12 protein-coding genes are annotated in these 26,402 nt (G+C 45.9%); 7 read left to right on the top strand and 5 right to left on the bottom strand.

The window, feature by feature from the left end; translation table 11 throughout:
- Positions 1 to 33 precede the first annotated feature (33 nt).
- The 5 genes from NCI00_RS16855 to NCI00_RS16875 all read right to left on the bottom strand — a co-directional run bounded on the left by NCI00_RS16855 (position 34) and on the right by NCI00_RS16875 (position 8,074).
- Positions 34 to 2,601: a TonB-dependent receptor gene (locus tag NCI00_RS16855; protein ID WP_253529427.1), complete on the bottom strand. Its 2,568-nt coding sequence runs from the start codon at positions 2,599 to 2,601 to the stop codon at positions 34 to 36.
- A 231-nt stretch (positions 2,602 to 2,832) separates the two neighbouring features.
- Positions 2,833 to 4,950: a M3 family metallopeptidase gene (locus NCI00_RS16860; protein WP_253529430.1), complete on the bottom strand. Its 2,118-nt coding sequence runs from the start codon at positions 4,948 to 4,950 to the stop codon at positions 2,833 to 2,835.
- 145 nt (positions 4,951 to 5,095) lie between these two features.
- Positions 5,096 to 5,914 carry a hypothetical protein gene (locus tag NCI00_RS16865; protein ID WP_253529431.1) on the bottom strand — a complete coding sequence of 273 codons (819 nt, stop codon included), beginning with the start codon at positions 5,912 to 5,914 and terminating at the stop codon, positions 5,096 to 5,098.
- 370 nt (positions 5,915 to 6,284) lie between these two features.
- Positions 6,285 to 6,992 carry a LytR/AlgR family response regulator transcription factor gene (locus tag NCI00_RS16870; protein ID WP_253529432.1) on the bottom strand — a complete coding sequence of 236 codons (708 nt, stop codon included), beginning with the start codon at positions 6,990 to 6,992 and terminating at the stop codon, positions 6,285 to 6,287.
- Between the two features lie 26 nt (positions 6,993 to 7,018).
- Positions 7,019 to 8,074, bottom strand: coding sequence for a sensor histidine kinase (locus NCI00_RS16875; RefSeq protein WP_253529433.1), 1,056 nt, complete (start codon positions 8,072 to 8,074; stop codon positions 7,019 to 7,021).
- A gap of 313 nt (positions 8,075 to 8,387) precedes the next feature.
- Between NCI00_RS16875 and NCI00_RS16880 the strand changes: the two genes are divergently transcribed.
- The 7 genes from NCI00_RS16880 to NCI00_RS16910 all read left to right on the top strand — a co-directional run bounded on the left by NCI00_RS16880 (position 8,388) and on the right by NCI00_RS16910 (position 26,314).
- On the top strand, positions 8,388 to 10,796 hold the full coding sequence (locus NCI00_RS16880; RefSeq protein WP_253529434.1) for an ABC transporter permease: 2,409 nt from the start codon (positions 8,388 to 8,390) through the stop codon (positions 10,794 to 10,796).
- A gap of 74 nt (positions 10,797 to 10,870) precedes the next feature.
- Positions 10,871 to 13,318, top strand: coding sequence for an FtsX-like permease family protein (locus NCI00_RS16885; RefSeq protein WP_253529435.1), 2,448 nt, complete (start codon positions 10,871 to 10,873; stop codon positions 13,316 to 13,318).
- Between the two features lie 104 nt (positions 13,319 to 13,422).
- Positions 13,423 to 15,843 carry an ABC transporter permease gene (locus NCI00_RS16890; RefSeq protein WP_253529436.1) on the top strand — a complete coding sequence of 807 codons (2,421 nt, stop codon included), beginning with the start codon at positions 13,423 to 13,425 and terminating at the stop codon, positions 15,841 to 15,843.
- A 119-nt stretch (positions 15,844 to 15,962) separates the two neighbouring features.
- A complete protein-coding gene (locus tag NCI00_RS16895; protein ID WP_253529438.1) occupies positions 15,963 to 18,389 on the top strand; it encodes an ABC transporter permease in 2,427 nt (808 codons plus the stop codon).
- Between the two features lie 416 nt (positions 18,390 to 18,805).
- Positions 18,806 to 21,235, top strand: coding sequence for an ABC transporter permease (locus tag NCI00_RS16900; RefSeq protein WP_253529440.1), 2,430 nt, complete (start codon positions 18,806 to 18,808; stop codon positions 21,233 to 21,235).
- 87 nt (positions 21,236 to 21,322) lie between these two features.
- Positions 21,323 to 23,740: an ABC transporter permease gene (locus NCI00_RS16905; RefSeq protein WP_253529441.1), complete on the top strand. Its 2,418-nt coding sequence runs from the start codon at positions 21,323 to 21,325 to the stop codon at positions 23,738 to 23,740.
- 138 nt (positions 23,741 to 23,878) lie between these two features.
- Positions 23,879 to 26,314, top strand: a complete 2,436-nt coding sequence (locus NCI00_RS16910; RefSeq protein ID WP_253529443.1) for an ABC transporter permease — start codon at positions 23,879 to 23,881, stop codon at positions 26,312 to 26,314.
- Positions 26,315 to 26,402 lie beyond the last annotated feature (88 nt).

A 26,402-nucleotide genomic window follows, 5' to 3' on the forward strand; every position in this document is an offset into this window, starting at 1 on the left:
TGCGTTAATTATGAATAGGTTAAAGATATTCTACTAAGGTCTTGAGGCACCGCCTGCGGGGGCTGCACTGGGAGCCGCTTGGCCGTTGCCTTCCGTCTTTACATCGTCATTGTTGACCGAGCGGGCTTTCTTTTTGGGCGCCTCCATAGTCATTTTTCCAATTTTGTAGGTGAATGTCATACGCACCCCTCGGTTGTAAAGGTACACATCACTTACCTGATTGAATTGAGCAGAATTGAGCTCGGTATGGATGTTGAAACGACGGCTCAGGAAGTTTTCTCCCGCCAACCCGATGCTACCTTTTTTGTTTTTAAACTCTTTCTTGATTCCTACGGTATAAAAACCGAACCCTCCCTGCATTCCCTGCAACTGCACCTGCGAACCTTGCAAAAATCCAAATGCCTGTGCCCCCCAACCATTCTTAAATTGCGCCTGTGAAAACATCCCCCCACTTACGTTAAAACCATCGTTGGTTAGATTTTGCGAGACCCCGTTTTCTCCCATTGCTTGTCCGCTCAGGGTAGTGTAGAATACATTGGAGAAAATGCCCACGTTGATTTTGGAGGTAACGGCAATGTTGGCAAAAATGTTGGTCCCGTAAGCGTGTTGACGGCCAATGTTTTCAAACGTAGTCACAATCGCACCTGCAAGGGTATCAGAAGGGCGTCGTACCTGCGATATGGCGTTATTGGTCACGCGCCCGAAAAAGGTAGCATTTACAAATACTTTTTTGATGGTTTTGCTCAATCCTAATTCAAAATTATTGGTCAATTCAGGCCGTAAACTTGGGTTACCAATCGTGATATTTTGGGGGTTGGCGGCGTTGAAGTTAGGGTTCAACTGCTGCAATCCTGGGCGCTGAATCCGTCGGTTGTAGCCCAATTTTAAGGTCGTACCTTTAATGGTTTTAGAAGCATTGACGCTCGGCACCAAGACGCCATAATCACCGATTCCGATAGGACCTCCTTCGCGGGTGCTAGCGTCGATGAATGTGTGCTCATAGCGCAAGCCTCCTTTGAAGGTGTAGCGCTTTTTAGTGGTGTAGGTGTAAGATGTGTAGCCCGCCGCTATGTTTTGGTGATAAATCAGCTCGCCAGAGGGTTGATTGATTTCTTTGGTAAATTCACCCGTTGGGCCCGCCAATAAATAGCGGTAATCGCTGGTTACTTCCCGAAAAATCCCTTTCGCGCCAAACTCAAGCAACTGGTTTTTCTTAATCGGTGTTTGATAATCCGTTTGCAACGTAAATTCCTGATTTACGTTAGCGTTAAGGTTCCGTTGGCGGCTCGTCAAACTACCTTCGCCGTTCAATAAATTGGCGTCAAAATCATTGGTCAAGCCATTGCGGCTGTAGAGCGTCGAAATGCTCCATTCTTGCTGAGGTTTTTTGTAAGTATGCAGGTAATCCACGTTGATATCAACCGTTCCTGACAGGTTTTTAGCATCTACATTGCGGCTAGAAGCCAATCCTCCCACACCGTTGGTAAACAGTCTTGTTACCAAATCTTGTTGGTTCACCATGTTTCGAACCCCATAACGTACCCCAGCGGTGATGCTTTGGTTTTTGGCCAAGTCGTAGTCAAAACCAAGGTTGTATTGCCCAAACAACATGTTGCTGCTACCATCGCCCGTTTGTCGGGTCAGCGTGGTGATACCATTGACGATGCCCGTTTGTTCCAAGCTCGTTTTGGTAATTATGTTGTAATTGGCGCGGCCAAATCCACCGAGGGTAAATCCTGCTTTCCCCTTACGGTAACTTCCGTTGAGCGCCAGCGAAGAGCCTCGGTTGCCCACGCCACCGTCTATGTTCAGGTTCATTCCTTGAAGGCTGTTTTTCTTGGTAATGATGTTGATAATACCTGCCGAGCCTTCAGCATCGTATTTTGCCGACGGGCTGGTAATCACTTCTACGGTTTTGATTTGGTCGGCGGGAATTTGTTTCAACGCGTCAGAAACACTGCTGGCAATAATGGTGCTGGGTTTATTGTTAATCAACACCCGAATATTTTGACTACCCCGCAGCGATACGTTGCCGTCTAAATCTACCGTGAGCAAGGGCACTTTACGCAATACATCGGCCGCATCTCCCCCTTTGGCGGAGATGTCTTTGTCGGCATTGTACACCAAGCGGTCTACTTTTTCTTCAATCAAAGCGGCCTGCCCAGTCACGACTACTTCACTGAGGGTCTGCACATTAGCCCCAAGTTTTATCACCCCAATATCCAGCTCTTGGCCTTTGGCGAGCGTTATGTTTTCAATCGTTTTGTTCTTAAACCCCAGAAAAGAAATGAGCAAACGATACTCTCCTTCCACGATTTTGTTCAAAACAAATTTCCCTTTTTCGTCAGCAACAGTCCCATCTACTGCTTTGCCAGTGCTTTTGTTGTAGAGCGCAATATTGGCAAATTCGACAGCTTTGGTAACCGATGAATCCACCACAAAACCCGTGATTTTAGAGCTACCTTTCGGCGTTTGGTCACCCGCCGTTCCGGGTAGAGCTTTGGTCGGAGCGGCTCCCCCCATCGGAAACTGCGCCATTGCGGGCGTCAGGAGGGCAGAGGCAAGAAGTGTAATAGCGAGAAGAAAATAAATTTTTTTCATGGTTGCGTGATTGATGCAACAAAGGTGAGTCGGAATTAATCACGCAGAAAGCAAAATAGGATAAAGCCCGGAATCGAAAGGATAGACAGGCCTTATTGACTGATGGAAAGCAAACCCGATTATTATATCTACCCCCAAGACTCGGGCTTCTGCAAAGCAAAAAAAGGAGACCTGAACAAACGTTCAAATCTCCTTAATACTGATAACAATTAACGGATAACCGACAACTCCTTAGTTCACGTCCTTCATCAACCCCCGACGGCGCAGGAGCGGTTTAATGTCTGGCTCGGCACCACGGAAGTTGAGGTAAAGTGCCATCGGCTCGTCGGTTCCGCCTTTTTCGAGTACATTTTTACGGAAAGATTGAGCCGATTTGGGGTCAAAAAGGCCTTTTTGCTTAAAAACTTCAAACGCATCGGCATCCAACACCGCCGACCAAATGTAGCTGTAATAGCCTGCCGAATACCCGCCCGAGAAAATATGCTGGAAATAAGTGGTGCGATAGCGCGGCGGAATTTGAGAAATCAGGCCGATTTTGTCCATCGCTTCTTTTTCAAACGTCAGCACATCCGTTGGCGTTTGACCAGGTTTTAGGGTGTGGTAACTCATGTCGAGTAACGATGCCGCCAAGTATTCCGACGTTTCAAAGCCCTGATTGAACAAACTACTTTTTTTCATTTTTTCAATAAGTGCCTCAGGTATCACCGCGCCTGTTTGGTAATGTTTGGCGTACAATTTCAACATTTCTGGCTCGGTGGCCCAGTTTTCCATGATTTGTGAAGGCAACTCCACAAAATCACGCGGCACCGACGTACCCGACAGGCTTCCGTAATTGACGTTGGAAAGTAGGCCGTGCAATGCGTGCCCAAACTCATGAAAGAACGTCTGCACTTCATCCATGCTGAGCAAGGCGGGGGCATTGCCTGAAGGGCGGGAAAAATTACAAACGATGGAAACTACGGGCGCTACGCGCTTGCCGTTTTCCATTTCTTGCTTGCGGTAACTCGTCATCCAAGCACCGCCGCGCTTGCTCGCGCGCGGATGAAAATCCATGTATATGACGCCCAAGTGTTGCCCATTGGCCTCTTTTACTTCATAGGCTGTGGCCTCTTCGTGGTACACGGGAATATCGGCACGCGGCTCAAATTTCAGGCCGTAGAGTCGTTGGCAAAGCGTAAAAATACCCTTGCGCACGTTGTCCAACGAAAAATAAGGACGTAATTCCTCTTCGTTGAGGTCATATTTTTGCTTGCGCAATTTTTCGGCATAGTAGCGCCAATCCCAACTTTCTAGTTTTTCGTTTTTGCCGTCTTTGTCCATCAAGGTCTGCAACTCAGTCGCTTCCTGTTTGGTCACGGGCACGGTGGCAGTCCACAATTGGTTCAACAACTCGCTCACTTTAGCGGGGGTTTTCGACATGCTCTCTTCCAACACGTAGGCCGCATGGTTTTCGTAACCAAGCAAGGCCGCTTTTTCGGCCCGCAACGCCACGATGTTTGTCATGATGGCTTTGTTGTCGTAAGCGTCGTTGTGGTTTCCGCGTTCGAGGTAGGCTTTCAAAATCTTTTCCCGTAATGAACGATTATCGGCATATTGCAAAAAAGGCATAATGCTGGGGTTTTGTAACGTAAACACCCATTTACCTTCCATTTTTCGCTTTTTGGCATCATCGGCAGCGGCGGCAACCAGCGACTCGGGCAAGCCACTCAAGTCTTCTTTTTTATCAATGACCAACGTATAATTGTTGTTTTCGGCCAACAGATTCTGACCGAATTTTAAAGTTAGCAGCGACATTTCGGCGTTGATTTTACGCATCCGTTCTTGCTTCTCGGCCGAGAGGGCCGCACCGCTACGCACAAAGCTTTTGTAGGTTTTTTCGAGCAACATCAGCTGTTCTCGCGTTAATTTTGCGGTACTACGTTGGTCATAAACGGTTTTTACCCGCTTAAACAATTCTGTATTCAGTTGAATATCGTCGCGGTGCTTAGACATTTTTGGCGATAGCGTCTGGGCAATTTTCTGAATACCTTCGTTGGTATTGGCGCTGTTAAAATTAAAAAACACGCTTCCGACGCGGTCTAGCAAATCCCCGCTGTTTTCCAGCGCCAAAATCGTATTGGTAAAGGTTGGCGCTTCTTTTTGGGCGGTAATGGCCGCAATCTCCGCCGCCTGTTGTTTCATGCCTTCGATAAAAGCGGGTTCAAAATGCTCATTTTTGATTTGAGCAAAGGGCGGCACGCCAAAAGGCGTGTTGTAGTTACTAAAAAAAGGGTTTTGAGAAGCAACATCCATCGATACAAGCGCAGTCAAGTAAATTACTGATAATAAAATGGTTACGGTCTTTTTCATCGCAGTACGTTAATGAAGTTTAAAACAAAAGGCCAAAGGTAGAGGCAGATTGGCAAATATCAAACGATGGTTATTTTTAAAAAACTCATAAAAAAACTCGTCGGATAATATCCGACGAGTAAAGCAATATTGACAGTGGTGGTTTCTAATAACGATATTCATACAAAACATCTGACAATGCATCTCGTTTAATCAGCATTCTAGAAACACGGCCTTTAATGTCAAAAGTATATTCAAAATCAAGCACAAAAGTACTGCCACTTAAGGAAGGGACACTAATCACTGCCTTTTTCAACAATTTACTGCTGTATTTCCCTAAAAAATCACCTCTGAAAGTTAAATGGGTAGTCGTCCAATAGGTAACTTCCTGACGAATGGTATTGGGATAATTAGTGTATTCATATGAGATATTCACTCTTTCCCCTTGATGGGTTGTACCTTTCCACTCCAATAAATCTCCGTTTCCACTGTATTTTAAGGTTGTCAGGTAAAGTTTATCCGTCATGGCCACCAAATAGCCATTTTTATAAAAATATTGATTATTGGCCTCCTTCCCACTTGGAAAAAAACCTACGGCACTTTCAGCCAAGCCGTTCTGATTGAGTTGAAAATTGAGTTCCTGCTTACCAAATTTACCAGTAGCTTTCCGAGCCGTTTGGTCAAGGGTAATATCAAGTACCGGACCTCTATCCGTAGAGATTTGCACTAATTGCTCCTGTGCATTGTAACCAAACTTAAAAGTATCAATGAATACAGTACCCAGCGCAACATTTACCGATTTAGGAAGGGCATTAACTATCAAGGGAGACTGAATATCTGGATGTTCATCGGTATATTTTTTCGCTTTTTCGGCAAGCGTCAGTTCTGGTACAGTGGGGATTGGCGGTTCTTCGGAATCTATTTTTTCACAAGCCGACAATCCCATTGCTAATACAAGGCCAAAAAGTAGAACGTTGGATTTCATGGAAATAAAATAGAAGTTTGTGATTTATAACGCATTACACCTAAGAATGTAACGTTCGTCACCCTTTTTTAGTACGTTTTTCAAACATTTTCGACGGCTAACTGCCTCGGTACATCATCGTTTTCTTTAACAACATAATCCAATGAGTATGGCAAATAAAAAAACACCCCTCCGGCATCGCCAAAGGGGTGTAAGACTATTATCTATCTACTTAAATAAATTAAGCAACTTTAAAACTACTATTCTGCGTCAATAACCACAATAAAAATCAGCCAGAGAGGATGAATTTATCGACATACGCACGCTCTAACCGTGGAAATAAGCTCGGGCAAACAAGCCCCCTTTGTCTCCTGTATAAACCTAAATTCTCCTATACGCCCATTAATTCCTTAAAAGCATCCTTGTACAAATCGCCCACCGAAAGCGTTGTTTTTCCGATAGAAACGGCATTTCTACTAATAGAATCCACTTTATGAATAGCGACAATAAATGAGCGGTGTATCCGGAGAAACCTTGAGGGAGGTAGCTTATCTTCGATGGCTTTCAGGCGGCTCAGCGTAATGATGGGGGCGGCAGGCGCGGTGAGATGAATCTTGACGTAATCCTTGAACGATTCGATGTACAAAATAGAATCAAAATCTACCCGAATCAGTTTGTAGTCAGATTTCACAAACATGCAGTTGTCTTGAAGATTATTTTCAGCCAACTCAAAATGGTTTTTGCCCTTGGTGGCGGCCCTTAAAAACTCTTCGTAACTGAATGGTTTCATCAGATAATCTAGCGCATCTACTTTGTAGCCTTCGACCGCAAACTGGTTGTAGGCCGTGGTGAATACAATGCGGGTCTGCACCAATGAATTTGTTTGGCTGATAATCCGCGCCAGCTCCATTCCGTTTAAATCTGGCATCTGAATATCCAAAAAAACAAGGTGTATTGGCTGATTATGAATGGCTTGTAGCGCTTCTACCCCGTTGGCATACTGGCCCGTTAAGTTCAAAAAAGGAGTTTGCTCCACAAAAGTATTGAGCAGCCCGAGTGCAGGTGGTTCGTCATCTACGGTAATGCAATTTAATTTCATGGCTTTTTTGATTGGAATGGTGGTATCTACAATTCTACTTTCAACTCAACTTGGTAGGTTTTGTTTTCAAAGTCTTCATCAATCATGAGCGAATGTCGACCAGGATAAAGTAAATCAAGCCTTCGTTTGGTATTCACCAGCCCAATGCCTCCGTTGGTATCCCCAACGGCATCTTTATTGGCATGTATTTGATTCTTTACTTTTAGGGTTAGGATGCCATTTTGGGCGTTGAGTGCAATCAAAATGGCGGTTTTGTTCAGAGAACTGGTTCCGTGTTTGAAGGCATTTTCAATGAATGGCAGCAGAAGCATGGGCGCTACCGAATATTCATGATCCGACTTAAACTCCTGAACCTCCAAGGTTGTACAGGCATGAAGGCGTAATTTCATCAATTCAATATAGTCATTCATGAAAGAAATCTCCTGACTTAACAACGCCCTCTCCAACGGGGTTTCGTACAATAGATAACGCATCATGCGGGAAAGTTTCAGAATAGCCTCTCTCGACACTGGAATATCTGAATAGGTCAGGGCATAAATATTGTTGAGGGTATTGAAAAAAAAATGAGGATTTATCTGCGCTTTCAACAACGCCAATTCAGAAGCAATGTGCTGTTTCTCAATCATTTCATGCTTTTTGGCTTCTGCCTGCCACCGTTGAGCGGCGGCCAAACCTGTACTGACCACCATGACCAAAATAGCAACCATAAACAGGTGCACATCAAGTGTATATTTACTCTTAACGCTTTTACTGCCTTTTAAGGCCGCCATTTGCTCGTTTACATGAAGATTAATTTCTATGATTCGGGCCACTATTAAAAAACAAACGATGGCCCCCACAAACCACCCAATAAACACCGTTTTTTTTTCATTGACTAAAAACGCGGGGACCATGTAAAGTGCGTTGAAATAAAACATCCCTGCCAACATAAAAAAATTCAGTATCTGCTTGACCCAGAAGGCCGTAGGGACGGTCATATCCCAAGTAAGAGGTGGATAAAAAAGGACAATAAATCCAAGCAGCAACCACACCATTAGGTGCACAAAAACGGTTAAACTGCTGATTGATTTTCCTAATTCCATTGCATTAAGTTTGCTACAAGATTAGAACGAATTAGGGGAAACCTCAAACTTAATCGACAGAAAGACCATTTTTACGGGCGTATCTTAAAACTTTATCGGGCAAAATATAGAGGGAAACCCGCTTCAATGCAGTTTAGCAGTATTAAATCAGACAAAAAATCAATCGTTGGCATGTCCGCAAACGAAGCTAAACCTGTCCGTTTGCGGACATTTTTTTTAGAAACCAAAAACACAAATCTTTATTTATCAACCACTTACTCTTCTGGTACATCATTTGAACAATTCTCAACGGGCCTTTTCTTCTTCTTTTGTTATGATACGGAATTATCTCAAAACCACATTGCGCAACTTGTGGAAACACAAGGCATTTACATTCATCAATGTATTTGGTTTGGCGGCGGGCCTGACGGCCTGTCTGCTGATTGGCTTGTATATCCAACACGAACTGAGTTTTGACCAATTTCACCAAAACGGTTTCCGCATTGCACGGGCGGTGATGCATTACAGCATTGAAGGAACCTCCAACAAAACCGTTATGACGGGCACCAAAGTCGGGCCAGCGTTTCGGCGCGACTTTCCCGAGGTAGAAGGCTTCGTTCGGGTCTCCGACCCCGCCCACTCTCAAAGTACCGTCGTGGTCAAACAAGGTGATTTGTTGTTTAACGAGCCTCGCTTTTGCTGGGCCGACTCGTCTTTCTTCGATTTCTTTTCGTTCAAATTATTGAAAGGAAACCCCAAAACAGTACTCAACGCTCCAAATCAGGTGGTTTTGACGGCCTCAACCGCCCGAAAATACTTTGGAACAGAAGAACCCGTGGGCAAAATCATTCGGTTAGAAGACAAAGTGGACTATTTAGTGACAGGCATTGCCGAAGATGCTCCCTCCAATTCTCAATTACAATTTGATTTTGTGGCGTCTTTCCACTCACTTTCGGCCGCTAAAACCGAGACGTGGTGGAACGCCAATTACGTCACTTATTTACTGCTACGCCCTTCTACTTCGATAGCTGCGCTTCAGTCAAAAATCGCCTCGTACATGCGCCAGCAATCGGCCGAAACCGAAATGACCGGCAACAATTTTGTCACTTATCTGCTCGAACCGCTCACCGATGTTCACCTCTATTCTGAAGCCCAAGGTGGCATGAGCGCCGCTGGCGACATCACCTATGTCTATATTTTTCTGGTTATTGCCTTGCTTATTTTGGTCATTGCCGCCACCAACTACATGAACCTCACCACCGCCCGCGCCACCGAGCGCGCCAAGGAAGTAGGCATGAGAAAAGTACTGGGAGCCTTGCGCGGGCAGTTATTTTGGCAGTTTTTGAGCGAGTCGTTGGTGCTTACCTTGGTTGCCTTGGCGCTGAGTTTAGCGGCGGCAGCGGCGTTTTTGCCGTTGTTTAATCAACTTTCTCAACGCCAACTTTCATTCAACGTTCTCTTTCAACCCGTTGGAATCTTGTCATTGACGGGCATTTGGTTGTTGGTCAGTTTTGTAGCGGGAAGTTATCCTGCTTTGGCGCTGTCGTACTTCCAACCCATCAAAGTACTGAAAGGCGCGTTTAAAAATACGGCTTCGGGGTTATTGTTGCGTAAATCCTTGATTGTGTTACAGTTCATCATTTCCGTTTTTCTGATTGTGAGTACACTCGTGGTCAACAATCAGATGAATTATATCCAAAACAAAAAACTGGGCTACGATAAACAGCACATTATTGCTCTACCCACGGATGGACGCATCAACAAAAATCTGAAGGCGTTGAAAAATGAATTTACGCAAAACCCCAACGTCAAAAATGTAGCACTGGCGTACGAAACGCCCACGTTTATTCAATGGGGCGACGGTGTGGAAACCGTAGGCACGTCCAATCCCGTTCAGAAGATGATAACAGCATTTCCGGGAGATGAAGATTTGGCCAAAACCTTAGATATAAAGATTATTGCGGGCAGCGACCTTACCGAGGCCGACATGCAACTGCTCAACGCCGAAGATGATTCCAAGAGCGATTATCGCTTTTTAATCAACGAAACACTGGCCAAACAACTAGGCTGGAAGCCGCAGGAAGCCGTTGCAAAAAAAATCAAATTAGGCGGTCGTTTGGGAGAAATCAAGGGCGTTTTTCGCGATTTTCACTTTGCTTCGATGAAACAACCCATCGGTTCTTTGGGTATTTTTCCAGTCACTTGGGGCAACGTATTGTTGGTTAAAATGACGGGAAATAATATTCCGCAAACGCTGTCTTTTTTGGAAAGCAAATGGAAAACGCTCGCGCCTCATCGTCCATTCAGCTACACCTTCCTTGACGAAGAATACCGCCAAATGTACGCCAACGAAAACCGCATCAGCCGCGTGTTTACGGTGTTTGCGGGCTTGGCTATTTTATTGGCCTGTTTGGGCTTATTCGGCTTGGTGGCTTACACTACCGCCCAACGCACCAAAGAAATCGGCATTCGTAAAGTGCTGGGGGCTTCGGTGCTAGGAATCACGGCGTTGTTGTCAAAAGATTTCTTAAAACTCGTGTTGATTGCCATTGTCATTGCCTCACCTATCGCGTGGTATGCCATGAACGAGTGGCTCAAAGACTTTGTCTACCGCATGGACATCCAATGGTGGGTATTTGGGTTGGCGGGAGTTGTTGCCGTCGGTATTGCTTTATTAACGGTCAGTGCGCAATCCATCCGAGCCGCTCTGATGAATCCCGTAAAATCATTGAAATCGGAGTAAAAACGGACAACGGAACAACGGAGAACGGGCTTCTTTCTTCTTACTCCGTTTTCCATGTTTCAAACAAAAAAACCATGTTACGCAATTACATTCGCATTGCTTTTCGGCAAATCCGCAAAAATAAACTCTTTTCCTTCGTCAATTTTGCGGGATTGACACTGGGACTGACGTTTTGCTTCCTGACGTTCATCTGGTACCGTTTTGAACACTCCTACGACCGTCACTATCCTACCACCGACCGTCTGTATCGCCTAAATTATGAGCTTAATTTTACGGGAAGTGCTTTTACCATCACGCGCTCACCAGCGCCTTTTGCGCCAATGCTCACTAATTATTTCCCCGAAATTGAGCAAACTACGCGGTTTTATCCCCGTAGCATCAGCGTACGAACCCCCGGCCAAGACCAGGGCTTTGAGGTAGAAAATGCTTTTTTTGCCGATTCAACTACCATGCAGGTCTTTGGTTTTGAAACCCTCCAAGGCGACCCTGACCGCGCACTACACACTCCATTTTCGATTGTATTGACCGACAAAACGGCTCTGCGCTTTTTTGGCAAAGAAGATTGTATGGGCAAACAGTTAATGCTCGCCAATCAGGGGCCTTTCACGGTGGGCGGCGTGATACGCGCCCTGCCCGAAAACGCTCACTTTACCTTTGATTTTCTGGCTCCTTTCCGCAATATCGCCGATGTGGAGCCAGATTTTGCCCGTGAAGGCATCCTTGACGTTATCCAAAACAACAAATTGGCCTCTTATGCCACTACCTACGTATTGCTAAAAAAAGGGGCAAAAGCCTCCTCTGTCAACGCGCGCTTCAAGGATTTTGTCCTTAAAAACGGCATGAAAGAAGTACGGGACAAACAAAACTTCGCCCTCTTTCCCGTACGCGACATCCACTTGCAATCAACAGCGGAGGGCGAAGTTGTTCCTACCGCCAACCCCGATTTCTTACAAATATTCTCCCTGATTGGAGTACTCATTCTAGCCATTGCGGTGGTTAATTTCGTCAATCTCAGTACCGCCGCCCAGCTGAGTCGCGCCAAAGAAGTGGGCGTCCGGAAAGTACTTGGCTCCCAGTCGTGGCAAATCGTCCGACAATTGTTGACGGAAACTTTTTTATTGGGTCTTCCCGCTTTTTTGCTGGCCTTACTACTCACCAAACAGTTTTTGGGCCAGATGGAAACCTTTTTTGGGCGAAAACCTGACTTTTCTTTCGTCCAAAATGCAGAAATGCTTTTGCTGTTTTTTGGCGTATTTACAATGGCTTGTTTATTGGCGGGAGTATACCCAGCCGTTTTTGCTTCGCGCTTCAAAGCCACCGACATTTTTCGTGGCAAAGCCAGCGGCAAAGGCCAAGGGGGCAATTGGCTGACCCAAGGTCTCATTACCCTGCAATTCACGGTAGCGGTGGCCCTGCTTGCAGGTGCCGGAATAGTCTTGCGGCAGATTGACTATTTGAAAACCCGCCCCTTGGGATTCAACCGCGACATGACACTGGCGGTGCCGCTCTTCAGTCAAAATATGAACAACCTGTTTTCGCCTGGTGACCAACAACTGCGCAATCGGACCAATGCGTTTGAGGAAAAATTACTGCAAAACCCTTCCATTAAAGCCGTTACCTTGGCTTCAAACCTACCGGGAATGGGCGGTGCGCGTCACCCCATCGCAACCGAAAAAATCAGAATTGAAGACGGTGTGGTTCTTCCGGGCATCTCGGTAGACTATGACTTCATTAAAACCTTCGACCTGAAAATAATGGCAGGTCGCGATTTTGACAAAACCTACGGCACTGATCATTTAGAGGGTTTTATTATCAACAACGAAGCGGTAAAAGCCCTTCATTTTGGGTCACCGCAGGCGGCTATTGGGCAGAATATCCAACGCGGCGGCAAAAAAGGCCGAGTGGTAGGAGTGGTCAATGATTTTCACTCCGAAAACCTTCGTACGGGCCTAAGCCCCTTATTCATGGAGGTAAGTCCGGGAACATTTTCTCAATTTGGCATTAAAATTTCATCGACCAACATACCCGCGACATTGGCTTATGTGGAAAAAACGTGGAAAGAATTTTTCCCAGAAAAAGTTTTTGAACACCGCTTTTTGGATGAGTCGCTCGCTGATAGCTATCGGGAAGAAAGTCGATTTGCGTCGCTCATTGGGTTGTTTGCAGGGGTGGCTATTTTCTTGTCCTGTTTTGGTTTGTTTGGTATGATTGCGTTTGTGGTACGGCAGCGTACCAAAGAAATCGGCATCCGAAAAGTGTTGGGCGCAAGCGTAGGGAGTGTCGTAACGCTCTTGTCGGCCGATTTTATCAAACTCATCTTCGTCGCCATTTTGATTGCTAGTCCGATTGCTTATTTTTTCTTGAATAAATGGCTGGCCAATTTTGCGTATCGCATCACTATTCAATGGTGGATTTTTGCGGTGGCTGGACTGGTCGCGATAATCGTTGCCCTATTTACCATCAGTTTTCACAGTATCAAAGCCGCATTGGCCAATCCCGTGAAGTCATTAAAAACGGAGTGAAAAATGGAGAACGGTAAAAGGGGAGAACGAAGAACGTATTTCCGTGCTCCTTTTCCAAAATTCCGTTCTCCAGAACTCCGTGTTCCCTTTTTCCTATAAAAACTATGTTACGCAACTACCTCAAAATCGCTTTTCGTAGCCTTTTAAAACACAAAGGTTTTACGTTTATCAACATTGCAGGTCTCAGTTTGGGCCTGACGAGTTTTTTGGTCATTGCACTCTACGTGCAGGATGAGTTGGGTTACGACCGTTTTCACCAAAAAGCCGACCGTATTTACCGGGTTTCGCGGTATTTCAAGTCGACCGATGGCCAAATCAGTCTGCGACTGGGGACGGTAGCACCCGCTTTTTTTCCGCACTTCAAGAATGATTTTCCCGAAGTAGAACAAATAACACGCCTGTTGGAATACGAGGGAACTATGCGATTGCCCGATAATTTGGAGAAAAAATACACCGAAGACAAACTGTTTTTTGCCGAAGACAATGTCTTTAAAGTCTTTGATTTCAAGTTGTTGGAAGGAAATCCTGACAAAGCACTTTCAGACCCATTTACGGTAGTTTTGTCAAAACCGATGGCTGAAAAATACTTTGGGAACGTCAGCCCCGTTGGAAAACTCATCAAGTTTGATAGCCAATATGACTTTCGAATTACGGGGATTTTTGAACCACTTCCTGCACAGTCGCACATTCACCCCAACGTTTTGTTTTCGGCGGCTTCACTCAACGACGAACGCCTGTACGGTGCCGAAGGTTTACGCAGCGACTGGGGTGGCAACAACTTTGCTACCTATTTTTTACTCCCTGCCAACTACGACCCCGCCAAACTAGAAAAAGCCTTTCCAGCGTTTCAGGACAAGCACCTGCCCGAGCACAACGGTACCAAGGGCTCCAAATACTCTGAACTTCATTTGACCAAAGTCCCTGATATTCACCTTTATTCACACTTAGACTACGAAATTGAGCCAGGCGGCGACATCAAATACGTCTACATTTTCTCGGCAATTGCGTTGTTCATTTTGCTGATTGCTTGCATCAATTACATGAATCTGGCCACGGCCCGCTCGGCCAGTCGCGCCAAAGAAGTAGGAATGCGGAAAGCAGTGGGGGCATTGCGTCAACAGCTCATCGGGCAGTTTTTGAGCGAATCTGTTTTGGTGACGTTTTTTGCGTTGCTATTGGCATTGATTGCCACGGCGGTGTTGCTTCCTACGCTCAATGATTTTACCAACAAAAGCCTCTCTTTCACGCAATTATTCAGCGGACAGTTTCTATTGACGGCCACCTTAGCGGTGTTACTCACGGGTTTGGCCGCGGGAAGTTACCCCGCTTTTTTCCTGACGGCCTACCAGCCTATTCAAGTACTGAAAGGCAGTATTGTGAATGCCCTCAAAAACGGAAAACTGCGCCAAGTACTCGTGATTACGCAGTTTGCCATTGCCTGTGCCTTAATTATTTGCACGAGCGTAGTTTACAATCAACTTGATTTTATGATGAACCAAAAGACGGGCTATAAAAAAGAGCAGATTTTGGTCATGTCGGGCGTGGGAAGTTCGGCGGCTGATTTTGAAACACTTAAACAACAACTCAAACAACATTCAGGCATCACCAACGTGACGCATTCTTCGCGCGTACCCACGATTCGGCTGTTGGATTCCATGGGCGCGTCCGTTGCCAAAGGTGATACCACCACGCCCGTCAGCACTGAAATCAAGGGACTTTCGACCGATTATGATTTTATCAACACTTACGAAATACAACTCGCCGCGGGCCGTGATTTTTCACGGACTTTTGGAGCCGATACCACCAATTTTATTCTCAACGAAGCGGCCATAAAAGCAATCGGATGGAAAAACAACGAAGCAGCCATTGGGCAACGCTTCAAGTATGGTAACCTCGACGGACAAGTCGTGGGCGTAGTCAAAGATTTTCATTTTGAATCCCTGCACCAGAAAATTGCCCCGATGGTGATGTTTATGCGTCCAAGCTGGCGCAGTCGGCTGTCGGTGAGTGCCAAAACGGGCGATTTGCCCGCGGCCATTGCGCACGTTGAAAAGGTATGGAAGCAGTTTTTCCCAAACAATCCGTTTGAATACACCTTCTTAGATGAACGCTTCAACGACCAGTACCAAGCCGAACAAAAGCAGCGCACGCTCTTTCTGATTTTTGCAGCTATTTCGATTTTCATTTCCTGTTTGGGCCTGTTTGCTTTGGCCACCTACACTGCCGAGCAACGTGCCAAAGAAATCGGCATCCGGAAAGTGCTGGGAGCCAGCGTGGGCAGCGTCGTAACGCTCCTTTCAACTGACTTTATCAAACTCGTTGTTATCGCTCTCCTCATCGCTTCGCCAGTTGCTTGGTATGCCATGCACCTGTGGCTCAAGGACTTTGCATACCGGATTGACTTTCCGTGGTGGGTTTTGGGTGTTACTGCCTTTCTGGCGGTTGGCATCGCATTTCTGACGGTCAGTTTTCAGAGTATCAAAGCTGCATTAATGAATCCTGTAAAATCTTTAAAATCGGAGTGAAATTTGGAATATGGAGAAAAGGGAACACGGAGAGCGTATTTGTTCCGTAACTCCATGTTCCATAACTCCATGTTCCGTAACTCCGTTTTTCCGTATTCCCTCATTTAACCCAAAAAGCCATGTTAAAAAATTATGTCACAACTGCCCTCCGCGCCCTCAAGCGCGACTGGAACTACTCGCTCATCAACATTGCCGGACTCACCTTCGCGCTGGCCTGCTGCCTCATGTTGTTTTTGGCCATTCGCTACGAATTAAGCTACGACCGACACAACGCCAATGCCGACCGCACGTACCGGCTCATTACCTACAACAAAATCTCCGAAGGCGATGGCCGCAACACTGGCCTTCCGTTGCCTGCTTTGGCAGCACTGCGCAATGATTTTCCCGAGCTGAAAAACCAATTGACGATGGTTTATGACCTCTACGGCGCATTGGTAAGGGTCAATGACCAAAAAGCGAATAAGTTTCAGGAAGAAGGCAGCGTTATCGCTTTTATAGAGCCTGAGTACTTTCAATTATTTGATTATCAATGGAAAGCGGGAAATGAAAAAGCCGCCTTGAAGAATCCAAATACAGTTGTATTGACGGAGCGCATTGCAAAGAAATATTTCGGCGATGTAGACCCTATGGGCAAATCCATCAAAATTGAAAATAAAATGGATTTCGTCGTCACTGGCATTGTAAAAGACCCGCCAGCTACGACCAGTTTGCCATTTGAGGTTCTGCTATCGTTTGCTTCGCTCAAACAATACGGTGCCAATGGAGACTGGGATTCTTGGGGCTCTACCTACAGTGGGGCTCAAATTTATCTGGCTTTACCCGAAAAAGTAGCCGCCGCCCAAATGCAGCAGCGGTTGGTGCCGTTTGTCAACAAATACCTCGAACCCGACGATGCCAAAGAGATTCAATACGAATTACAGCCCCTGACTGACCTCCATTTTGACACCCGTACCGAGAACTCTGCGGGCCGTACCGTCAGCAAACAGATGATTTGGGCCATGGCGCTGATTGGGTTGTTTATCCTGATTACGGCCTGCGTCAATTTTATCAATTTGGCTACGGCCCAAGCCCTGCGCCGCGCCAAAGAAGTGGGAGTACGTAAAGTATTGGGCAGCTCCAGATTTCAGTTGGTGCGTCAATTTTTGAGCGAAACGGGCCTGATGACGGGCTTCGCCATTGTATTGGCCTTCTTGGTGGCGTATTTATCCATGTCCCACGTAGCCGAATTGCTTGACATCAAAGCCGCTGCGCTCGTGCTGTTTGACCCCATCGTTATTGGTTTTGTATTGTTGTTGGCTTTGGTCACCACCGTGCTGGCGGGTTTTTATCCCGCATTGGTTTTGTCTGGTTATCAACCTATTCTGGCACTAAAAGGCAAAATGCGCATGACTGGGGGCAACCAGTTATCGCTCCGCCGAGGGCTGATTATATTTCAGTTTGCCATTTCACAGATGCTCGTTATCGGTACCATCATCGCCTACAACCAAATGACTCACCTTCGGTCGGCGGATTTAGGCTACAACAAAGAAGCAGTGCTGACAATCAATATCCCCGAACGCAAGCCGGGCCAACTCGAAACACTACGAGCCCAATTGGCCGCCTTGCCCAACGTTAAGTCGCTGAGTTATGGTATTTCGGTTCCCTCTTCAGACGGCAACTGGTGGTCAAGCTTCCGATTTGAAAACGCTGAAAAGCCCGCCGATTTCAGCATCGTGATGCGCATGGCAGACACCTCCTATATCAATACCTACGGCCTGCACTTGATTGCGGGGCGAATGTACCTACCCGCCGATACCATTCGAGAAATCATTGTTAATGAATCATTTGTAAAAAAAATGGGCTTTCAAAACCCGAACGACATTATCGGCAAGCACCTAATTGTCGGCGGACGCAGCAGAGTCAAAAAACCGATTGTTGGGGTGGTCAGAGATTTCAATACTTTTTCGCTCCACCAAGAGACCAATCCGTGTATACTAACCACCCGGCGCGATTCGTACCAATCGCTCGGCATTAAACTTTCGACACAAAAGGGCGGCACTGAGGCCATCAGTCAATTAATCGGTCAAGTAGAAACTACTTGGAATGCCACTTTCCCTGATTTTGCGTTTAAGTACGAGTTTTTGGACGAAAAACTCAATAACTTCTATAAAAACGAAGAACGCATGTATGCGCTCTTCCGATTGTTGGCAAGTATTGCCATTTTTATTGGCTGCTTGGGGCTATACGGCGTAGTGGCCTTCATGGCCGAATCGAGAACCAAAGAGGTGGGAATCCGCAAAGTATTGGGCGCTTCTACGGGTCAAATTGTGAGCCTATTTTCCGTCGAGTTCATCGGTCTTGTATTAATTGCGTTGATTGTTGCGTCGCCCGTTGCTTGGTACGTGATGAACAAGTGGCTGGCTGATTTTCCGTATAAAATCGACATTGAGTGGTGGGTTTTTGCGGCTACGGCGCTCATTGCGGTAAGTGTTGCCTTTCTCACGGTCAGTTTTCAGAGTATCAAAGCTGCATTAATGAACCCCGTGACGAGTTTGAAGTCGGAGTAAGTATTCGGAACACGAAACAACGGAAGTAGTACGTTTTCCGTTCTCCTCTCATTCCGTGTTCCGTTCTTTAGGTTTACGGAATATCCTAAATTTTCTTTGTCCATAAACGAACTGAAAATGTCCGTTTATGGACATTTTTTTACACTGACGATTTTTTTATTCATTGATTACCAAGTACTTATATTTTTGGTACGGATTTGGAAATAAGATTAGAAAGCATTTAAAAGAGGTTACTAACAGCCATTTACCACCTCTCACTCGTTATAAAGCATTTTCCGTTTCATACAGCCATGAACGAATTTTGTATTTTAATCAACCCATGCACGCCATCGTGTAATCTGTAAACAAAAGCCTGTGAAGGAAAGAATGAATCTTTGTTCTTTCCTTCTTTTTTTCTCGCCCAAACTCCCGAAACCATGCTCCAAAACTACCTCAAAATAGCATTTCGTAACCTGCTTCGCCACAAGGTGTACAGCTTCATCAACATCGCTGGGTTGGCCATGGGCATTTCGGCTTTTTTGTTGATACTCCAATACGTCAGCCACGAAAAAAGCTTCAATCAGTTTCATACCAATCTGCCAGATATGTACCGGCTGCTCAATGAAGACCCCAAAGGAGTTACTTGGGGCGAAGTGGAGCCCGGTTGGGCTTCGCGGGCCAAGCAGCGCTTTCCCGATATTCAATCCTACTGCCGTTTTGCCGACGGCATGGCGCAAGGAATTGTCAAAAAAGAAGGCCCCGCCAACGAATCATTTCGTGAAACAAACATTTCTTACGCCGAGGGCAATTTCTTCTCCTTTTTTAGCTTTCCGCTTAAATCTGGGTTGCCTGCTGCACTGGCCAAACCCAACGTAGTTTTTGTGTCGGAAACAAGCGCAAAAAAATACTTTGGAACTGAAAACCCAATGGGCAAAGTGTTGATGTTGTCTAATCAATTTGGGACGATGCCCTTTACTGTCGAGGGCATTTACGCCGATATGCCTACCAACTCCGACATTCGGTACGACTTGGTATTCTCCTTAGAAACCTTAAAAATTCCCGCCAACTTGATGGGCAACGACTGGGCCGACACCGAAAACATTGATTCTCAATACATAAATATGTTTTTTTTGCTCAATAAAGGTATAAACCCTAGCGCGTTTGAAGCCAAATTGACGGCCATGCGTAACGAATTGAGCAAAGAAAACGACGGGGTTCGTTTTCGGCTACAAGCCTTCAAAAACACCCATTTATCGGCATCGCTCAATGATACCCTTCAAACCTTGGGCAATCTCAAATACGTATACATGCTCGGCGGAATCGCCTTTTTGATTTTAATCATCGGGTGGTTCAATTACGTTAATCTTTCGACCGCCAATTCGCTCAAACGCGCCAATGAAGTAGGTGTGCGGAAAGTTATCGGAGCCACCCAGTGGCATTTGGTAAAGCAGTTTTTGGGCGAGTCCATGTTGGTGAATCTATTGGGTTTTGTCTTGGCGCTTGTGCTGGTATCGGCACTACAACCTTTCTTCAATGAGCTACTTGACAAACCACTGTCTCTCAAAACATTAGGCTATACTCCCGTGTGGATATGGGGATTGGCCGTTGTATTGTTTGGGTCATTGGCATCGGGTGCATATACCGCCTTTGCACTCTCCAATTTCAATCCCATCAAAACAATGAAAGGACAGTTGAACAAAACCTCCAAAGGGGTTTTTCTCCGCAAATCGCTGGTGGTGGTACAGTTTTCTATTTCAATTACGCTGGTGTTGGCAACGATAGTGATTTACAACCAGTTGCACTTTATGCAAAGTCAGAATCTGGGCATGAACACGCAGCAGTTATTGGTTATTCGCGGGCCCGAAATCGGCAAAGACAGCACCTACGCCGCGCGTAAAAACGCTTTTTGGAACGAATTGACGCAGCTGAGCTTCATAAAAGACTATTGCACATCGGGAACGATTCCCAGTGGTTGGTACAATTTTTCTACGGCGGGCTTTACGCAGCCCAATTCAAAATCGGGCGATGAGTTCAAAACTTATTCGTTTGCCATCATCGGCGAGCGTTTTCTAAAAACCTACGAAATTGGCCTCAAAGCGGGTCGGAATTTTACCGCCGAAGAATGTAAAGTGGAGTGGAATCAAAACAGTAAGGTTCTGATGAACGAGCGCGCCATTCAGCAACTAGGATTCACCTCTGCCGAGCAGGCAATTCGCACCAAAATCAAATGGGATGAGCGCTACCTCGAAATCATCGGCGTGGTCAAAGACTATCACCACACGAGCTTGCAAAAAGCCATTGACCCCATTATTTTTTATCCCCAAAACAACAACGCCTACTTCACCATTCGCTTAACTGCCGACCGGATGCCCGAAAAAATAGCGTCGTTGAATAAACTCTATAAAACGTACTTTACAGGTAATCCGTTTGACTACTTTTTTGTCGATGAGAATTTCAACAAACTCTACGTTTCGGAGCAGCAATACAGCCATATTTTCACCACAGCTTCTTTGTGGGCCATATTCATTGCCTGCTTAGGCCTGTTTGGCTTGGCTACGTTTACGGTAGAGTCGCGCACCAAAGAAATCGGTATCCGCAAAGTACTGGGCGCTTCGGTGGCAAGCATTACGGCGTTACTATCCAAAGACTTTCTGTTGTTGGTACTGTTGGCCATTTTCATTGCCTCGCCCGTTGCGTATTATTTCATGGACAAATGGTTGCAAGATTTTGCATACCGCATTTCTATTTCGTGGTGGGTATTTGCTGCTGCGGGCGGCCTGGCCGTACTGATTGCATTTTTAACGGTTGGTTTTCAAAGCATTAAAGCGGCTTTGATGAATCCAGTAAAATCATTGAAATCGGAGTAAAATTGGAACAAGGAGTACGTACGTTTTCCGTGTTCCGCTACTCTGGCTTTCCTTTTTCTGTGTTTCCTCTTTTCCTACATAAAAATTATGCTACGAAATTACCTTAAAATCGCCTATCGTACCCTTGTCAAAAATAAGGTCTATTCGTTTATTAACATCTTCGGCCTAGCCATCGGGATAGCTACGTGCTTGGTCATCAGCCTGTTTGTGCAGGATGAGCTGAGTTACGACCGCTTCAACGAAAATGCTGACCGAATTGTACGGGTTGTTTTTAAGGCCAACATCAACGGCGGAAAAATCAACGAATCGTGTGTGATGCCTCCCACAGCGCAAGCATTAAAAAATGATTATTCGGAGGTACAAGAGTCCACTCGACTGCGTAATTTCGGCACACCGAGGGTAGTTATAGGCGAAAAACTATACAACGACGCCCCCATGGCCTACGTTGACGCCAATTTTTTTGACGTATTTACCATTCCTTTCTTGCAAGGAGACCCCAAAACGGCCTTGATTCAACCCAATTGCGTAGTGCTTTCCAAGGCGGCGGCTCAAAGGTATTTTGGCAACGAAAACCCCATTGGCAAAGTCATTTATTTTAGAAAAGGCGCCGATGCGCCAGCGTTTAGAGTGACGGGGATGTTTGATAAAATTCCGTCCAACTCCCATTTTCATTTCGATTTATTGGGTTCAATGGCCTCAGATGACGAGGCAAAATCAACCTCTTGGCTGACTTCCAATTACTTCACCTACCTGCTGTTGGCCGAAGGGACCGACTACAAAAAACTGGAAGCCAAACTACCCTCTACCGTCGAAAAATACATGGGACCGCAAATCCTTCAAGCCATGGGCATGAGCTTGTCGCAGTTTCGCACCAAAGGCAATGAACTTGGTTTGCACTTGCAGAAATTGACCGATATTCATTTCTATTCAGAGGGCACCAATGAGTTGGAGGCAAGTGGGGATATAAAATACGTGTATATTTTTGGGGCCATTGCTCTGTTTATGTTGCTCATTGCCTGCATTAACTTCATGAATTTGGCCACGGCGGGGGCTTCCAAACGCGCTCGCGAAGTGGGGGTCCGGAAGGTACTAGGCTCCGTTAAACTTGAATTAGTACGCCAATTCTTGCTCGAATCTATTCTGCTGACGTCGTTTGCGGTGGTACTCTCAATGCTTTTGGTTCAAGTGGCGTTGCCTGTTTTCAACGATTTGTCTGGTAAAAACCTGCACCTTAACTTCATGGCTAATCCGCTCACGTTGGCAGGACTGCTGGCCTTTGGTCTGGTGGTCGGCGTTTTGGCGGGGAGCTACCCAGCCTTTTTTCTTTCTTCTTTTAAGCCCGTTGCGGTGTTAAAAGGCCAGTTTACTGGTAGCAAAAAAACCATTGGCCTACGGAGCAGCTTGGTGGTGTTTCAGTTCTGCATTTCGATTTGCCTTATTGTGGGCACAACGGTGGTTTACCAACAGCTTTCGTACATTCAAAACAAAAAGCTCGGCTACGATAAAGACCAATTGTTAGTGTTGCAAAACTCGTGGGCGTTGGGTAAAAACGAAGCCATTTTCCGAGAAGAACTCTTAAAAGATTCGCGGGTGGTAAACGTAACAGCTTCGCCATATCGGCCCGCTGGCCCCACCAACTCCAACAATTCGCTGGCGTATCCCGAAAACAACGAAGCGCAAATCATGCGTACGTTGCAATACGGCATTGACGACCAGTACATTCCCACATTGGGCATGAAAATCGTTGAAGGTCGTAACTTCTCGAAAGCGTTTGCTTCCGACTCCGCGGGAATCATCATCAATGAGGCCGCTGCAAAAGCCTTTGGTTGGGGCAACAACGCCGTAGGCCATCATATCACACGTAACAACAGCTTCAAGAAAGTATATAAAGTGATTGGCGTCGTGCAAGACTTTCACTTTAAATCGCTCCACGAGTCAATTTCACCGCTGTTGATGGTCTATGAAAACAACTGGGGGCTTATCGTAAAAGTGAAAACCCGCGACGTGTCTGGACTGCTGACCTCTATGAAAACCCGTTGGGCAGCGTTTCGGGTGGATGAGCCGTTTGAGTACGCGTTTATGGATGAGCTTTTCTCGAAAACCTACGTCGCCGAACAAAAAACAGGTACTATCCTGAGTCTTTTTTCGGGGCTAACCATTTTCATTGCTTGTTTGGGATTGTTTGGCTTAGCCACTTTTACCGCCGAACAACGCACGAAAGAAATCGGCGTACGCAAGGTGTTGGGGGCCAACGTGGGACAAATCATCGGTTTATTGTCCAAAGATTTTCTGAAACTGATTGTCATTGCTTGCGTCGTGGCGTTTCCATTGGGCTACTGGGGCATGAATCAATGGTTGCAGGATTTTGCTTACCGCATCGAAATCAGCGCGTGGGTATTTGTATGGGCAGGAATCGCGGCAATTGCCATTGCCTTGCTGACAGTAAGTTTTCAAAGTATCAAAGCCGCATTGATGAATCCCGTGAAATCATTAAAATCGGAATAACCGTAAGGGGTGCCTTACAACATAAAGCAGGAAACATAAGAGTACAAACGCAAGGCGGCAAAATTAAGAAGACACAAGGCATCAGAATTAAAAGGGCAGACGCAAGGCCTGCCCCTACATTTTTAATCACCTAAAATCATGCTGACAAACTATTTCAAAATCGCTTGGCGAAACCTGTTAAAAAACAAGATTTTCTCCTTCATTAACGTGGCAGGTTTGGCCATTGGGCTATGCTGCTTTATCATGATCGCCCTGTACGTGACCGATGAATTGAGCTATGACCGTTTTCACGAAAAGGCTGATCGCATTTACCGTGTTCATGCCGATATTCGCTTTGGCGGCACCGATTTGAAACTTGCCGTGAGTTCTGACCCGATGGGCGCTACACTCAAAAAAGACTACCCTCAAGTGGAGCAATTCGTACGTTTATATACATCCGACGGTTCCAAATCCATTAAAAAGGGCAAAGAATACATTGTTGAAAATCGGGTAGGATATGCCGATTCGACGTTGTTTGACGTGTTTACCCTGCCAGCCATTGCGGGAGATACCAAGACGGCTTTGGATGACCCCAATACGGTGGTAATCAGTGAAAGCGCCGCCCGAAAGTATTTTGGTACGACCGATGCGGTGGGCAAAACGCTGGAGGTGGGCGTAATCGACAAAACCCTGTATAAGGTAACGGCTGTCATACAAGACATTCCGACCAATTCGCACTTCAACTTTGATTTTATCTTTTCGATGGACAACGTTCGGTATGACTTTGGAAGTTACCTCAGCAACAATTTCTACACGTACATCCTTCTCCGTGAAGGAACTGATTACAAAGTATTTGAGAAAAAAATGGACGAGGTTTTGGTACGCTATGTTCTCCCACAGGCCAAACAGTACATGCAGATCAACTCCATGGATGAGTTCAAAAAAGCGGGTAATAAACTCGAATACAGCCTGATGCCGCTGACCGATATTCACCTGCGATCCGATCGTTATCCTGAAATAGGCGTCAATGGCAGTATCCAGTATGTCTATATTTTTTCGGCGGTGGCGTTGTTTTTGTTGCTGATTGCCTGCATTAATTTCATGAATCTAAGTACGGCGCGTTCGTCCAATCGCGCCAAAGAAGTGGGAATTCGGAAGGTAATGGGTACCGAGCGCCAAACCTTGATTGCGCAGTTCATTGCCGAATCGACCCTGACGAGCTACATGGCTTTCCTGTTTGCGCTGTTATTGACCATCATTTTGATTCCTTATTTCAATGATATTTCGGCGAAGACCTTCTCGATCTCGTCGCTTTTTCAACCTCAGCTTTTGATTTTCCTGTTGATTTTACCCTTTGTCGTAGGGATTTTGGCTGGTTATTATCCCGCCTTTTTTCTTTCTTCGTTTCGGCCCATTGAGGTCTTGAAAGGGAAATTTAACGCCGGGTTTAAGCGCAGCAATCTCCGCAACATGCTGGTTACGTTTCAGTTTGTTACTTCGTTGGTGTTGGTCATCGGGACGATTATCGTATACCAACAACTCAACTATATCCAAACCAAAAAACTGGGTTTCGACAAAGACCAAGTACTGATCATCAATGGTACCGGTGCTCTGACTGCCAACAGAGACGCCTTCAAGAATGAGGTGGGTCAAATGGCGGGCGTAAAAAGTGCGTCGTATGCGGGATATTTGCCCGTTGCCAATTCTTCCCGCAGTGACAATACTTTTTCCAAGGAAGCTGTCATGGACATGAAAAACGGCTTCAATATGCAGGTTTGGAACGTTGACTATGACTACGTTCCGACGCTAGGCATGGAAGTCATTAAAGGGCGAAATTTCTCAAAATCATACGGTTCGGATTCTTCGGCGGTACTTATCAATGAAACCACCGCCAAAGTGTTGGGCTACGATAATCCGATCGGCAAAAAAATCTATACGTCTACCGGTTCTACGGCGGGCATTAACACCGCCTATGAAATCGTGGGAGTCGTTAAAAACTTCCACTACGAATCGCTGCGCCAGCAGGTAGGGCCTTTGTGTATGCGATTGGGAAACAACAGTTGGACCGCCGCCTTCAAGATCAACACCAAGGATGTGCCGGGGTTGGTGAGTCAAATAGAAGCGAAATGGAAATCAATGGCTCCCGAAATGCCCTTTAGCTACCAATTTTTGGATGAATCGTTTGACCAAATGTACCGCGCCGAGCAGCGTGTCGGAAAAGTGGCATTGACCTTTGCCATTCTCACCATTTTGATCGCCTGTTTGGGGCTATTCGGTTTGGTGACCTACATGGCGGAACAACGCACCAAAGAGATCGGTATACGGAAAGTATTGGGAGCGAGTGTTCCTAATATCGTGAGTTTACTCTCCGGCGAATTTCTTGTTCTGGTAGTTATTTCGGTATTAATCGCCTCTCCTATTGCCTATTACGCCATGAGTCAATGGCTCACGGAATTTGCGTACCGCATCGAAATCTCGTGGTGGATGTTTTTGACAGCGGGCATTTTAGCGATATGCATCGCCTTACTGACCGTCAGTTTTCAGGCCATCCGAGCGGCATTGATGAATCCGGTCAATTCACTGAAATCTGAATGAAATTTGGAGAAAGGAATAAAATTGAAACACGGAGAACGTACGTTTTCCTTACTCCGTGTTCCGTTTTTTTCCCTATTCCAATAGACAA

It is taken from the genome of Runella salmonicolor, assembly GCF_024158025.1.
Classification (GTDB): domain Bacteria; phylum Bacteroidota; class Bacteroidia; order Cytophagales; family Spirosomataceae; genus Runella; species Runella salmonicolor.